Here is a 14,445-nt window from a genome sequence, read left to right as displayed (position 1 = left end):
CCATTCGGGTGCAACTTAGGAGAAGGGAAAGTACCACACAAGATGTAGGAAATTTCTTAACAAGATGAGTGACACGCCTGCCATAAAATGCCTCCAAGGGACGTGGGCTGCGATCGTTACATGACCGCAGCCCACGCCTTAAAAGCCCTTATTGCCAGCCAAACTTACGGATGTAAAAGCCCTTGACCGCTTGGGTCAGCGCCATGTACGCCAGCAAAATCACCGGCAGGAAAATGAAGTACAGCGGTGGCAGCGCCTCCAGTTTGAAGTAGCTGGCCAGCGGCCCCATCGGCAGGAAAATACCGATGGCCATGATCACCCCGGTCATCACCATCAACGGTGTCGCTGCACGGCTTTGCAGGAACGGAATTTTCGGTGTGCGGATCATGTGCACAATCAGGGTTTGGGTCAGCAGCCCGACCACGAACCAGCCCGACTGGAACAGAGTTTGATGCTCAGGGGTATTAGCCTTGAACACGTACCACATCAGGGCGAAGGTCAGCACGTCAAACACCGAGCTGATGGGCCCGAAGAACAGCATGAAACGTCCGACATCCGCTGGCTGCCAGCGTTGTGGTTTTTTCAGCATTTCGTCATCGACGTTATCAAATGGAATTGCAATTTGAGACACGTCGTACAGCAGGTTTTGTACCAGCAGGTGCATCGGCAACATAGGCAGGAACGGGATAAACGCACTGGCGATCAACACCGAGAACACGTTACCGAAGTTCGAGCTGGCAGTCATTTTGATGTACTTGAGCATGTTGGCGAAGGTACGACGGCCTTCCAGCACGCCCTCCTCCAGCACCATCAGGCTTTTTTCCAACAGAATGATGTCGGCCGCTTCCTTGGCGATGTCTACCGCGCTGTCCACTGAAATCCCGATGTCAGCAGTGCGCAACGCCGGGGCGTCGTTGATCCCGTCGCCCATAAAGCCCACCACATGGCCGTTAGCCTTGAGCAAACGCACAATGCGTTCCTTGTGGGTGGGCGTCAGTTTGGCGAATACGTTAGTGGTCTCGACCGCGACCGCCAGCTCAGCATCTGTCATGCGCTCAATGTCATTACCCATCAGCAAGCCTTGTTGCTCCAGGCCCACTTCGCGGCAAATCTTGGCCGTCACCAGTTCGTTGTCACCGGTCAGCACTTTGACTGCCACGCCATGCTCGGCCAGCGCTTTGAGCGCAGGCGCGGTGCTTTCCTTGGGCGGGTCCAAGAACGCAACATAGCCGATCAGCGTCAGTTCCTGCTCATCTGCCAGGCTGTAGGTGTCACGGCCCGCAGCCATCGAACGCGCAGCCACCGCGACCACGCGCAAACCTTCCTCGTTAAAGGCCGCCGTTACCTGGCGAATACGCGCCAGCAATTCGTCGCTGAGGGCCTCTTCCAGATCGCCATGGCGTACGGTCTTGCATAACGACAGCACTTCTTCGACCGCGCCTTTACAGATCAACTGGTGCGGCTGATCCTGCTCGGCCACCACCACCGACATGCGGCGGCGGGTGAAGTCGAACGGAATCTCGTCAACCTTGTTGAACGCTGTGCCCACGTTCAATTCGCGGTGCACTTCCACGTGCTCCAGCACCGCCACGTCCAGCAGATTTTTCAGGCCGGTCTGGTAGTAGCTGTTCAGGTAGGCCATTTCCAGCACGTCGTCGGACTCTTCACCCCACACATCCACATGGCGCGCCAGGAAGATCTTGTCCTGGGTCAGGGTCCCGGTTTTATCGGTGCACAGTACGTCCATCGCGCCAAAGTTCTGAATCGCGTCCAAACGTTTGACGATGACTTTTTTGCGTGACAAAAACACTGCGCCCTTGGCCAGGGTCGAGGTCACGATCATTGGCAGCATTTCAGGGGTCAGGCCCACCGCCACCGACAGTGCGAACAGCAAGGCTTCAGTCCAGTCACCTTTGGTAAAACCATTGATGAACAGCACCAGCGGCGCCATCACAAACATAAAGCGGATCAACAACCAGCTGACCTTGTTGACCCCGGTCTGGAACGACGTCGGGCCACGGTCGGTGGCCCCGACACGCTGGGCCAGCGCACCAAAGTAGGTGTTATTGCCAGTGGTCAGGACTACAGCGGTGGCGGCACCGGACACCACGTTGGTGCCCATGAACAGAATATTTTCCAGCTCCAGCGGGTTGATGGTCTGGCTGTCAGAGTGATGCGCAAACTTCTCCACCGGCATCGATTCACCGGTCATGGCCGCTTGGCTGACAAACAAGTCCTTGGCGCTCAAAACCCGGCAATCTGCCGGGATCATGTCCCCAGCCGACAGTACGATCAGGTCGCCCGGGACCAATTGTTTGATCGGCAACTCAATGCGTTGCGCACCCTTGATTTGCTGGGCCGCGCCATAGAATTTGCCAAACATCGGTGACGCTTCTGCACTGAAGTCCCGACGCATGACCGTAGCGGTGTTGCTCACCATCGCCTTGAGAGCATCGGCTGCTTTGTTCGAACGGGCTTCTTGCCAAAAACGCAGCAGGGTCGACAGCACCACCATGGTGCTGATCACCACTGCCGCCTGGATGTCATCGGTGGCCAGCGAGACCGCCGCGAGCAAGGTCAACAGCAAGTTGAACGGGTTTTTGTAGCAGTGCCACAAGTGCACCCAGTGGCTGAGGGGCTGCTCGTGTTCAATTTCGTTGAGGCCGTGGCGGTCACGCAGTGTCTGCGCTTCGGCTTCACTCAGGCCGTCGGTATGGGTGCCGAGCTTGTCGATCAACGCCGCGCTTTCGGTGTTGGCCGAAGCCACCAGGGTTTGCGCCAGGGTAGGCGGCACTTCACGGCTGACCGTGGTGTTGGTCAGGCTGTCGAGCAAGGCCAGACGACGAAAGTGCCGTCCAATGTGGCGAGTGCGTAGAAAGCCTGCGAAGAATTCTTTCAGGGTGTGTTTCATGGTGCTACTCCTGCGCTGCCTGCGTAGTCACCCTGTTCAGCGTGATTACCCAGGCCGCCTTAAACTCGAACCGTCATTCATTTTTTAGTCTCGGTCAGCGGGCCTGATGCCCGCCGTCAATTACTGGCGTACACACAACCTGGTAAGGCTGGGCGGTGCTGGCGACGGCGAATGGGCGTAAAAAAGTGCTTCATGGTGCTTCCCCTAACGGTCAACGCAGCCTTGAAGGAGGCACAGCCGAACGTGCGCCCCGTGCCTGAGGCACGCGCGAACGTCGTGTTGCACTACGCAACACGTTTCAGTGTCTAGAGGAGGGCTTCGGGTTCGGGGTCTTAACCCTGTTCAGGATGCCGCTGCTCGCTGGTCAGCAAGCAACGACAGGGGAAACTGCGCGTTAGCTTGCCGAGAATACGCCGGTCTTCATAACCGGCCGACTACTGTCACTCGAACTGTTACCCACTTAGGATCTGCGCTCTTGATGAAAACGTCGGCAGCTTACTCCCGGCATTTAGGAGAGTAAACCGTAGGAAAGCTTCCGTTTTATGAATCAGATTTATCTTCAGGAAGGGTTCAGTTTGCGCGTACCTACATCTCTGCGTAGCAGTTGACGAGCCCTGCGAGGCTACGTCCGATTGCGCAGCGATCGCACATCCTGAAGCCCATGTCTTTACTGAAAGACCGCGCGTACCTGATTTACGACTGCTACGCAGCCGGACGTAGCCTCGCGCTGCTCGTCAACTGCTAAAACAGGCAGTTATATCGCCGCCGCCAACACCCGCTCATCCGTCAGGCTGCCCTGTTTGTGATGTTGGTCATGGGCGTACAACGATGCACAAATTTCTTGCGCGCGAATCGGCAATACCGACAACAGAGTGTCACTCAAACCATGGCTGGCCTGACAAAAACCCTGCATGTAGATCCCGGCCTTGCAGCGCTTGTCCGTAACGATCCGGTAGTCGCGATCCACCTCAAAATCACCCAGGTATTGCGCCAGCGGCGCCAATAAATGACGGTGCATTTGCCGCTCATAGCCGGTGGCCAGAATCACTGCATCATAGTGCTGCTCGCTGACGTCACCGCTGGCGCTGTTGCGCAGAACCAACTTGACGCCCTGCTCGTCTGAGGTTGCACTTTCAATGCTGGTCAGGCTGCGGAACACATGGCGGGCAATACCGGACACTTTCTGACGATAAAAAATGCCGTAGATGCGCTCGATCAAGTCGATGTCCACCACCGAATAGTTGGTGCTCTGATATTCAGTGATCAACCGCTCGCGCTCGGCAGTGCCCTGCTGGTACACCAGATCGGTGAACTCCGGCGAAAACACTTCGTTGACGAACGGGCTGTCGTCCGCCGGTTTCAACGCCGAACCGCGTAACACCCAATCCACCTGCGCCGACGGGTAGCTGTCGTTCAGGTCGATAAACGCTTCGGCAGCACTCTGCCCGCCCCCAATGATTGCAATGCGCATCGGCTGGCCATTAACGCAGGGCTGGCGGCTCATGCGCTCAAGGTACTGCGAGTGATGAAACACCCGCGCATCGTCTTTCAACGCCTTGAAGGCGGCCGGAATGCGCGGCGTGCCCCCGGCGCTGACAACCACTGAACGCGTCGTGCGCACATGGTGCTGGCCCTGGCTATCGCGGGAGATGACCCGCAGCGCTTCAACCTGCTGCTGGTGCAGCACCGGCTCGATGGCCAGCACTTCTTCGCCATACCGGCTCTGCGCTTCAAAGTGTGAAGCCACCCAACGCAAGTAGTCGTTGAACTCCATCCGGCAAGGATAGAAGGTCCCAAGGTTGATGAAATCAACCAGACGATCGTGGGCTTTAAGGTAATTGACGAACGAATAAGGGCTGGTGGGATTGCGCAGCGTCACCAGATCCTTGAGGAAGGAAATCTGCAACTCACTCTGGGTCACCAACGTATTGCCGTGCCAGCGGTAGTCCGCCTGCTTGTCTAAAAACAGCACATCCAAGGGACCGTGCACCTGCCCGCTCTCTTCCAGGGCGATGGCCAGGGCCAGATTGGAAGGCCCGAAACCGATGCCGATCAGATCATGAACGACGGCCGAAGCGATTGCCTGTGTCATTTCCAGTGTCCTCTGGATTGCCCCTCAACAGAGGGATTAAAAAACCCGTAACCCGACTGTTCTGTTGCAGATCAGCAGGGCGTCTGTTGAGTAGGGACGAGGACACGGAAAAAAAATTTAAGGCGTGTCCCACTGCCGAATTCGAATCCGGCAATGCTTCATGGCATTTACGATGTGCTTCTCGACCACGCTGCGCGACACGCCCAGGCGCTCGGCAATTTCAACGTGAGACAAGCCTTCCAGCTTGCGTAGCAAAAAGCTCTCACGGCACGCCGCCGGCAATTCCGAGAGCGCCTGCTGGATCTGTTGCAGGCGCTGATTCTGGTCCATCAGCAGCTGTGGCGACGGGCTGAAAAAACGCTCTTCGCTGTCCAGCACCTCCAGCGGTTCAGACTGGCGCAAGGCGCTGCGGCGGTGACCGTCGATCACCAGATTGAGCGCGGTGCGATACAAAAACGCCCGTGGCTGTTCAATCGGCTCATCGCTGGTGCGCTCCAGCACCCGTACATAAGCGTCATGCACCACATCTTCTGCCGCTTGAGCATTGCCCAATCTGGCACTCAAAAAGCTCACCAGTTCGCGATAGTAGTTTTCCAACAGGACTCCCGGCCGCAGCAGCGCGGCAACATTCCATGAGCGCAGAAACAGACCGAATGAGTTAGCGGCATGATGATGGCACTTTTGCTGGCGTAATTTATAGTAATTCTCATATAGATTTAAAGCTTGTTGCAAAAACAGCCGAGAAATATTTAGTCGCAAACAGATCATTAAACGCCTAAATATCTAACTAAATCCTTCGTTTACTCAACAGCTCCCCGTGTTTGTCGATTGCTCGACAGCGATTGCCCCGGGCTTTTTGTGCCAGTGCAACGAAGACGGGCCGATCCCCATTGGCCGGAACCCTGAATGAAACGCCCTCGACAGACCCGCCGTGCGCTCTTTGTTGCCCTGTTTTTACTGATGGTTGCCGCGTTGGCGGCATGGCCCTTCCTGACCACTGGCCGCGACGCTTATGACACCGTGCCCATCACCCGCGGTGACATTGAAAGCAGCGTAACGGCACTTGGCACGCTGCAGCCACGGCAATATGTGGACGTGGGCGCGCAGGCTTCCGGGCAGATCAAGACGATTCACGTTGAGGTGGGTGACGAAGTCAAAGAAGGCCAATTGCTGGTCGAAATTGACCCGTCCACACAAAAAGCCAAGCTCGACGCCAGCCGCTATGCCGTTGAAAACCTCACGGCCCAGCTCCAGGAACAGCGCGCCTTGCACGACCTGGCCAAACAGAAATATCAGCGCCAGCAAAACCTCGCCAAAGGCGGCGCCACCCGCGAAGAAGACATTCAGTCAGCACTGGCCGAGGTGCGAACCACCCAGGCCCGAATTGATATGTTCCAGGCGCAAATCCGCCAGGCCCAGGCCAGCTTGCGCAGCGATGAAGCCGAGCTGGGTTACACGCGTATCTACGCGCCTATGGCGGGGACCGTGGTCGCCCTTGATGCGCGCGAAGGCCAGACCCTCAATGCACAACAGCAAACCCCGTTGATTCTGCGCATCGCCAAACTTTCGCCAATGACCGTCTGGGCCGAAGTCTCCGAGGCCGATATCGGCCACGTCAAAGCGGGCATGCAGGCTTACTTCACCACCTTGAGTGGTGGCAATCGGCGCTGGAACAGCACCGTGCGACAGATTCTGCCGGTCCCGCCCAAACCGCTGAATGAAGCCAGCCAGGGCGGTGGCAGCCCGGCCAGCTCGGGCAAAAGCGGCAGTGCGCGGGTGGTGCTGTACACCGTGCTGCTGGATGTCGACAACAGCGACCAGGCGTTGATGGCAGAAATGACCACCCAAGTGTTCTTCGTTGCCGATCAAGCTAAAGACGTGTTGCTGGCGCCGATTGTCGCGCTGCAAGGCAGCACCGAAGGCAATCGACAAAGCGCAAACGTGGTGACTAAAAACGGCAAGATCGAACACCGCGACATTCGTACCGGCATCAGTGACCGCCTGCGCGTGCAAGTGCTCGAAGGGTTAAACGAGGGTGATCATTTGCTGATCGGCCCGGCCACCGGCAACGGAGGCTAAATGCGTACTCCCCTGATCGAGCTGCAAGATATCCGCAAGGTCTACGGCGGTATCGACACACCTGAAGTTCACGTGCTCAAAGGCGTCAGCCTGTCGATCCACGCCGGTGAATTCGTCGCCATTGTCGGCGCGTCGGGCTCGGGCAAATCCACCTTGATGAACATCCTTGGCTGCCTCGACCGCCCCACCTCTGGGCGCTACCTGTTTGCCGGCGAAGACGTTGCCCACCTCGCCAGCGATGAACTCGCCTGGCTGCGCCGCGAGGCGTTCGGCTTTGTCTTTCAGGGCTACCATTTGATCCCCTCGGCCTCGGCTCAGGAAAACGTCGAAATGCCCGCCATTTACGCCGGTACACCAGCGGCCGAGCGGCATGCCCGCGCCGCCGCCCTGCTCGACCGGCTGGGCCTTGGCACACGCACCGGCAACCGCCCCCATCAGTTGTCGGGCGGTCAGCAACAACGCGTATCGATTGCCCGCGCGCTGATGAACGGCGGGCACATTATTCTGGCCGACGAACCCACCGGCGCGCTGGACAGCCATAGCGGCGCAGAAGTCATGGCGCTGCTCGATGAGCTGGCCGGCCAAGGCCATGTGGTGATCCTGATCACCCACGACCGCGAAGTCGCGGCGCGGGCCAATCGGATCATTGAGGTGCGCGACGGCGAAATCATCAGCGACTGTGCCAATGGTGCTGCAGCGCCGACCCGCGAAAACCCCAAGGCACTGCAAGCGGTTGACCTGCGCCAGCGCCTGAATGAAGGCAGCGAAGCCCGCGGCGCCTGGAAAGGCGAACTGGTCGACGCCCTGCACGCGGCCTGGCGAGTGATGTGGATCAACCGCTTTCGCACCGCCCTGACCTTGCTCGGCATCGTCATCGGCGTGGCATCGGTGGTGGTGATGCTGGCTGTCGGCGAAGGCAGCAAACGCCAGGTCATGGCCGAAATGGGTGCGTTTGGCTCCAACATCATCTACCTCAGCGGCATGTCACCCCGCCCCCGGGCGCCGCTGGGGATTGTCACGCTCAATGACGTGGCCGCGCTGTCGACCTTGCCTCAAGTAAAGATGATCATGCCCATCAACGGCGCCGAGATCGGCGTGCGCTATGGCAACGTCGACCACACGATGTACACCGGCGGCAACGGCATCGATTTCCCGGCCATTTTCAACTGGCCGGTGGTGCAAGGCAGCTTCTTCAGCCAGGCCGATGAAGACGCCGCAGCCGCCGTGGCGGTGATCGGTAAAAAGGTCCGCGACAAAGTCCTCAAGGACGTGCCCAACCCCATCGGGCAATACATCCTGCTGGAGAACGTACCGTTTCGCGTGGTCGGAATCCTCGCTGAAAAAGGCGCCAGCTCAGCGGATTCAGACAGTGACTCACGCATCGTGGTGCCCTACTCCGCCGCCAGCGTGCGTTTGTTCGGCACGCACAACCCGGAATACGTGGTGATTGCCGCCGCCGATGCGAGCAAGGTCAAACAGACCGAAAAATCCATCGAGCAATTGATGCTCAAACTCCACCACGGTAAACGCGATTTCGAGATTACCAACAACGCCGCGATGATCCAGGCCGAAGCCAAAACCCGCAACACGCTGTCGTTGATGCTCGGCTCAATTGCCGCCATTTCGCTGTTGGTCGGCGGCATCGGGGTGATGAACATCATGCTGATGACCGTGCGTGAGCGCACCCGCGAGATTGGTATTCGCATGGCCACCGGCGCCCGCCAGCGTGACATTCTGCGCCAGTTCCTGACCGAAGCCCTGATGCTGTCGGTGGTCGGCGGTCTGGCAGGCATCACCCTGGCCTTTATCATCGGCGGGGTGTTGCTGCTGTGCGATGTGGCCGTGGCGTTCTCAATGGTTGCAGTCTTCGGCGCGTTTGCCTGTGCGCTGGTGACCGGCGTTATTTTCGGTTTTATGCCCGCCCGCAAAGCTGCCCGGCTTGACCCGGTCACAGCCCTTACCAGTGAATGATCGATTGATGAAGCCGTCTTTGAGTCTGTTGACCACGTGCCTGTTGCTGGGCGCGTGCAGCCAAACCCCGCCGCGCGACGCGCACCCGGTGCAACCGCCCCCGGCCTGGCAATCGCCCCACACGCAGGCCAGCCAACTGAGCAGCCAGCAATGGTGGAGTCATTTTCGTAGTCCGGCCCTGGACCGTCTGATCGCTCAAGCACGAGTTGGCAGTTACGACCTGGCTGCAGCCATTGCCCGCGTCCAGCAAGCCCGCGCCACAGCCGTTATTGCTGGCGCCCCGCTGTTGCCCGAAGTGAAGTTCGCCAGCAGCGCCAACCGTGAAAAACTGCTGCGCGGCAAGGGTTACAGCCAATTGGACGCCACCGACAACAACAAGGCAGTGGACTACTTTGACGCCAACCTGACAGCCAGCTACGAAGTGGACTTTTGGGGCGGCAAAGCCGCGGCCCGTGACAGCGCCTTGCACACGCTCAATGCCAGCGAGTTTGACCAGGCCACCGTCGAGCTGACCTTGCTCAGCGGCGTCGCCAGCAGCTACGTGCAAACCCTGGCCTATGACGAGCAACTGCGCATTGCGCGGCTCAACCTGACCAACGCCCAAAGCGTCTTGCACGTGGTCCAGACCCGCTATGACGCAGGCTCTGCCACGGCCCTTGAGCTGGCTCAGCAAAAAAGCCTGGTGGCTGCTCAACAACGGCAATTGCCACTGATGGCGCAACTGGCCCAGGAAGCCCGTATTACCCTCGCGGTCTTGTTGGGCGAACCCGTGCAACGCCTCACCTTGGGCGACACGGCATTTGCCCAATTGCAGTGGCCAGACATCGGCAGCGGGCTGCCCAGCGCACTGCTGAGCCGACGCCCCGACATTGCCAGCGCCGAGGCCAAACTGGCAGCGGCCTCGGCCGATATCACCGTAGCGCGTGCGGCCATGCTGCCCAGCCTGACCTTGAGCGCGACATTGGGCTCAGGCGCGGACCGCTTTGGCGACATGTTGCGCAGCCCTTTCTACAACCTGACGGCCGGGTTGGCCGCACCGATCTTCAACAACGGCCGACTCAGCGCAGAACGCGACAAAACTGTGGCGCGTCAGCAGGAGCTGCTGCAAACCTATCGCGGGAGCATCATCAGCGCCTTTGCCGACGTTGAAAAAGCCCTCAACAGCGCCAGCGGCCTGGACCAGCAACGGCAATGGCAAGACGAAGAACTGCAACAGGCGCAACAGGCCTTCGACATTGCCCAAAGCCGCTACAAAGCTGGCGCCGAAGTCATGCTGACTGTACTGGAAACCCAACGCACGCTGTACCAGGCACAAGACCAGCACGTGCAACTGCGCATGGCCCGCTTGCAAGCCAGCATCGCGTTATACAAAGCGTTGGGCGGGGGCTGGCAGGTGCAATAACAACCAAAAGATCGCGGTGTAGGAGCGAGCTTGCCTCGCGATCTTTTGATCTTCCCTGGGAGCTCACACGGGCTTAACCACCAAATGCCGCGCATACCACGGCCGACGCGGTACCCGGCGCAGCAAGTCGCCAATTTTCTTGTCATCGCCAAAGGTAATGCGCAGCGCGAGCTTCATGGTTTCCGGGTCCATCTCGACGCTTTTGCCCACACTTAACCCCGGTGTGGTGCTGCAACCGTGGGTGTCCGGGCCTAACCACGGGTCATCGATTTCAACCCAGCGCCCCGGCGCAAACCACGGCACACTGTTGACCTCCAGGCGCGTCAACTCGCCGGGATGAAAACGTTCGTGGGCACGAAACCAGTCCTCCAGACGATCATCGATCCAGCCATGAAACCGCCAAAACACCGGGTTGATGTGAGACGAAAACGGGTCCCCCAGAAAATCGTTTTCCGCCACGTACCAACGCGCCGCGAAGTCTGCCGGATCCCGCGCCAAGGGTACTGGCGCGCCGTTGGATGGGTCACGTGGCACCGACGCCCAGCGCATGTGCAACCAGTCATGCAGGCCCAGCTCTACCTCAGAGCCGAATTGACCCAAGGTCAGCGTCGACAGATAGCGCGGGTCCCGATAGCGTGACTCCCAGACTTCGAAGTTGCTGTGATACGTCTCGGCCTGTTTGATGTCACTCAGCCATTGGGTGTAGGTGTCATCGCCCTCTGCCAGCCAGGTCGGCGGCAAGGCGCTGCCATCATGGTTGTCGAAATAACGGGCAAACCCGGCACGGTCGCGTTCAAGCTCGGGCTGCGGCATCGGGAACGAAGGCCACGACGGCAAGTCCTGCATTGAGCGTGCAGCCCTCAGCATGTGCCGATGCATGAAAAAAAAGTCGACGCCCGACCCGTTACGGTCTTTGCGCGGGCCGCGCGCATCGCGCTCCTTGTCACGCTGACCGGGCTGCCAGCCAATACCGCGCAGTGCATTGCGCTTGTCCTCGGACAGCTCATGCCAAGTGTCACGCGAGGCATGCCACAGCTGGTGGAACAAACGATGCTCAGGCGACACCAGCCACTGCAACAATGTGGGGTTGAGCGGGATGCGTTGGCGGGCCTCAGGGAAGGTGCGCTTGAGCGCAACAAAACGGTTGTCTTGCTCGGGCAACGCCAGCGCTCGGTCCAGACGCTGCACGCGGCCACTCAAGGTGCCACTGCCAGCGTTACCGAACATGCCCCAGACCTCATCAAGACTGAAACTGAACTCGTAATCTGGCTGACCGTTGGCGGCGTCGCTGCGGGTCAGGCGCCAGTACATGTGCTTGGGGTCCGGCTCAACCAGGTCAGCCAAAATGCGATAGCGCGGCGTTTGCTCGCTGTGCAGCACCTGTGCCGTGTCCAGATAACCGCGCACCCCACGCCCACGCGGCGCAATATCCAGCCACACTTCAAGGTCATCCGCAGGCAAACCGTCCAGCCCGGCATCACGGCCAGTGAAACGGATCGTCCACAGTCCACGCAATTGATCGGCGATCTGCTGGCCCGCCGTGTCCGCCAAATCGACAGTTGCTTCACCGGGCGTAATCGGCTCATCGACCCGGGTCAGCTCGCGATGCCCAAAATACACCGCAGGCGCTGCTGCGCCGGTGATCGCCAAGCCGGCGATAAACCATCGTCGAGAAATCGTCATTGCACTACCTGTCCAAGCCTGAATGCAGGCGTTATCCAAGCTAGAACGTTTGCTCAACGATGAAATTTAACCCGCACGGGGATCATTCATTCATGCCTTGCGGTCAAGATTGCTTTGCGTGGGCTATGGTTTTTCCCACCGTTCAAGCCGTAGATACTCACCCCATTCTTACGACCACCCAGGAGTTATCCATGACAGTCCCAGCATTCGGCCTCGGCACCTTCCGCCTCAAAGGCCAAGTGGTTATTGATTCGGTTACCAACGCCCTTGAACTGGGCTACCGGGCAATCGACACGGCGCAAATTTATGAGAACGAAGCCGACGTCGGCCAGGCCATTGCCAACAGCGGCGTTGCGCGTGACGAGCTGTATATCACCAGCAAAATCTGGGTCAGCAACTTCGCTAAAGACAAGCTGATTCCAAGCCTCGAAGAGAGCCTGAAAAAACTGCGCACCGACCACCTGGACCTGACCCTGATTCACTGGCCTTCACCCAAACATGAAGTGCCGGTCGCAGAATTTATGGGGGCACTGCTAGAGGCCAAGAAGCAAGGCCTGACCAAGGCCATTGGCGTGTCCAACTTCACCATCGCGCTGATGAAAGAAGCGATTGCCGCGGTGGGTGCCGAAAACATCGCCACCAATCAGATCGAACTGCATCCGTACTTGCAGAACCGCAAAGTGGTGGAGTTCGCACAAAGCCACGGGATCCATATCACCTCATACATGACCCTGGCCTACGGCGAAGTGCTGAAAGATCCGGTGATTGTCAAAATTGCCACACGCCACAACGCCACCCCGGCACAAGTGACCCTGGCGTGGGCGATGCAACTGGGTTATTCGGTAATCCCGTCGTCAACCAAGCGCGCCAACCTTGAGAGCAACCTCAAGGCACAATCGGTCAAGCTGACCGCAGAAGACATGGCGCAGATTGCCCAGCTGGATCGCGGGCATCGCCTGACCAACCCGCAAAGCGTTGCGCCTGAGTGGGACTAAACGCTAAACACCTGTAGCCGCTGCCGCAGGCTGCGGCTACAGGGTCAATGCACACCAAAGCGCTGCAATTGCATTTCTTGCAAGCGGCTCAAGGTCCGGCGGAAAGCGAACTCCAGGTAGCCCTGGGTATACAACTGGTCCATCGGCACTTGCGCCTCAATACACAGCGGTACTTTGCGGTCGTAGCATTCGTCGACCAGCGCAATAAATCGCCGCACGCTGTCGTCATAGATCGACAACTGCGGCAGATCGCGATCCCCCGCCTCGACCTTCACCGGTCCATCTTCCGTACCACGGGCGATCTTGCCTTCGCGTTGCTCGGCACTCAGGCAAGGCACGTCGCTGAGCAAAATCACCGTGTATTGATCACAGATCTGCATAAATTCCGTGGCCGCCAACGGCTGCTCGCACAACTCATGAAAGCTGCACCACAACACTCCAGCACCAGCCCGCACAACGTTCACTGAGCGATGGCCTACAGCAATCGGAGCATCCGAAGTTTCCTGCCCTTTTGTCAGTTCCGTGAACACCTGCCCGATCACACTCGACTGATCCGCTGCTTTCACCCAATAACGTTGTTGCGCAATGCCGGGGTGCAGACGATGGTCTTCAGCGCCGTCCACCGAGACGACGTCCATGTGCTTGAGAATGGCGGTGATCGCGGGGGCAAAACGCTCTTTATTGTGGCCGTGGCTGTACAACTGTTCTGGCGGCAAGTTCGAGGTGCACACCAGCACCACACCCTCGTCGAACATGACTTGAAACAGCCGCCCAAGAATGATCGCGTCACCAATATCATTGACGAACAACTCGTCAAAACACAGCACTTTCAGTTCCTTGCCCAAGTCCTTGGCGATGATCTTGAGCGGGTCGGCGACGCCGGTCAGCTGAAACAGCCGTTGATGCACCCATTGCATAAAGTGATGGAAATGCTGACGCCGCGCCGGGACGCGCAAGCTTTGGTAAAACTGATCCATCAGCCAGGTTTTACCTCGTCCGACCGGCCCCCACAGGTACACGCCTCTGACCGAACGAGCCCCTGAGTGCAAAGCCTCGTGACAGCGCTGCAACACCTGCACCGCTTGCCATTGCGCAGGATCCTGGACAAAACCTTGCTGTTCAACGGCCCGTTGCCAGGCACTGAGGGGGGACTCGACATTCATTGTTGGGTTTGGCTCCTGAATCAGACGCGGCAGTATGCCAGCGGTTTTTGTCCGACAGGCACTTAAACGATTAATTGCTGAACCAACCCTGCGTAGGAGCGAGCTTGCCTCGCGATCTTTTAATCGTTGAAAAGATCGCGAGGCAAGCT

General features: G+C 58.6%; 9 protein-coding genes. 4 read left to right on the top strand and 5 right to left on the bottom strand.

The features are described 5' to 3' along the window. Positions 1–148: 148 nt before the first annotated feature. The 3 genes from mgtA to QMX84_RS17520 all read right to left on the bottom strand — a co-directional run bounded on the left by mgtA (position 149) and on the right by QMX84_RS17520 (position 5,600). A complete protein-coding gene (gene mgtA / locus QMX84_RS17530) occupies positions 149–2,911 on the bottom strand; it encodes a magnesium-translocating P-type ATPase (protein ID WP_282364395.1) in 2,763 nt (920 codons plus the stop codon). A 754-nt stretch (positions 2,912–3,665) separates the two neighbouring features. After that, a complete protein-coding gene (locus QMX84_RS17525; protein WP_153327759.1) occupies positions 3,666–5,003 on the bottom strand; it encodes a SidA/IucD/PvdA family monooxygenase in 1,338 nt (445 codons plus the stop codon). Positions 5,004–5,120: 117 nt separating this feature from the next. Next, entirely contained in the window at positions 5,121–5,600 is a 480-nt protein-coding gene (locus tag QMX84_RS17520; protein ID WP_262125283.1) for a sigma-70 family RNA polymerase sigma factor, read from the bottom strand. Between the two features lie 309 nt (positions 5,601–5,909). Here QMX84_RS17520 and QMX84_RS17515 point away from each other — a divergent pair, with 309 nt between their 5' ends. From QMX84_RS17515 to QMX84_RS17505, 3 genes are read left to right on the top strand one after another with little or no spacing between them, the layout of a single operon-like run. Further along, a complete protein-coding gene (locus QMX84_RS17515; protein WP_282364394.1) occupies positions 5,910–7,082 on the top strand; it encodes an efflux RND transporter periplasmic adaptor subunit in 1,173 nt (390 codons plus the stop codon). Then, positions 7,083–9,053 carry a MacB family efflux pump subunit gene (locus tag QMX84_RS17510; protein ID WP_262125286.1) on the top strand — a complete coding sequence of 657 codons (1,971 nt, stop codon included), beginning with the start codon at positions 7,083–7,085 and terminating at the stop codon, positions 9,051–9,053. Positions 9,054–9,060: 7 nt separating this feature from the next. Further along, entirely contained in the window at positions 9,061–10,455 is a 1,395-nt protein-coding gene (locus tag QMX84_RS17505) for an efflux transporter outer membrane subunit (protein ID WP_278940642.1), read from the top strand. A gap of 63 nt (positions 10,456–10,518) precedes the next feature. Here QMX84_RS17505 and QMX84_RS17500 read toward each other — a convergent pair whose 3' ends face one another. Then, positions 10,519–12,138 (bottom strand): PvdJ/PvdD/PvdP-like protein, encoded by a 1,620-nt coding sequence (locus QMX84_RS17500; RefSeq protein WP_282364393.1) that lies wholly within the window; start codon positions 12,136–12,138, stop codon positions 10,519–10,521. 191 nt (positions 12,139–12,329) lie between these two features. Here QMX84_RS17500 and dkgB point away from each other — a divergent pair, with 191 nt between their 5' ends. After that, positions 12,330–13,133, top strand: a complete 804-nt coding sequence (dkgB, locus tag QMX84_RS17495; RefSeq protein WP_262125290.1) for a 2,5-didehydrogluconate reductase DkgB — start codon at positions 12,330–12,332, stop codon at positions 13,131–13,133. Positions 13,134–13,177: 44 nt separating this feature from the next. Here the strand turns inward: dkgB and zapE are convergent, their stop codons facing one another. Beyond that, positions 13,178–14,296 carry a cell division protein ZapE gene (gene zapE / locus QMX84_RS17490; protein ID WP_262125292.1) on the bottom strand — a complete coding sequence of 373 codons (1,119 nt, stop codon included), beginning with the start codon at positions 14,294–14,296 and terminating at the stop codon, positions 13,178–13,180. Positions 14,297–14,445: the final 149 nt, after the last annotated feature.

This window comes from Pseudomonas sp. PS01297, assembly GCF_029959305.1.
Classification (GTDB): Bacteria; Pseudomonadota; Gammaproteobacteria; order Pseudomonadales; family Pseudomonadaceae; genus Aquipseudomonas; species Aquipseudomonas helleri.
The sequence above is the reverse complement of the archived record's forward strand: the minus strand, read 5'-3'. Positions and strand labels throughout refer to the sequence as shown.

Coding starts and splice junctions, on each gene's coding strand:
- mgtA (WP_282364395.1), bottom strand. CDS start 2,911: ATGAAACACACCCTGAAAGAATTCTTCGCAGGCTTTCTACGCACTCGC.
- QMX84_RS17525 (WP_153327759.1), bottom strand. CDS start 5,003: ATGACACAGGCAATCGCTTCGGCCGTCGTTCATGATCTGATCGGCATC.
- QMX84_RS17515 (WP_282364394.1), top strand. CDS start 5,910: ATGAAACGCCCTCGACAGACCCGCCGTGCGCTCTTTGTTGCCCTGTTT.
- QMX84_RS17510 (WP_262125286.1), top strand. CDS start 7,083: ATGCGTACTCCCCTGATCGAGCTGCAAGATATCCGCAAGGTCTACGGC.
- QMX84_RS17505 (WP_278940642.1), top strand. CDS start 9,061: ATGAAGCCGTCTTTGAGTCTGTTGACCACGTGCCTGTTGCTGGGCGCG.
- QMX84_RS17500 (WP_282364393.1), bottom strand. CDS start 12,138: ATGACGATTTCTCGACGATGGTTTATCGCCGGCTTGGCGATCACCGGC.
- dkgB (WP_262125290.1), top strand. CDS start 12,330: ATGACAGTCCCAGCATTCGGCCTCGGCACCTTCCGCCTCAAAGGCCAA.
- zapE (WP_262125292.1), bottom strand. CDS start 14,296: ATGAATGTCGAGTCCCCCCTCAGTGCCTGGCAACGGGCCGTTGAACAG.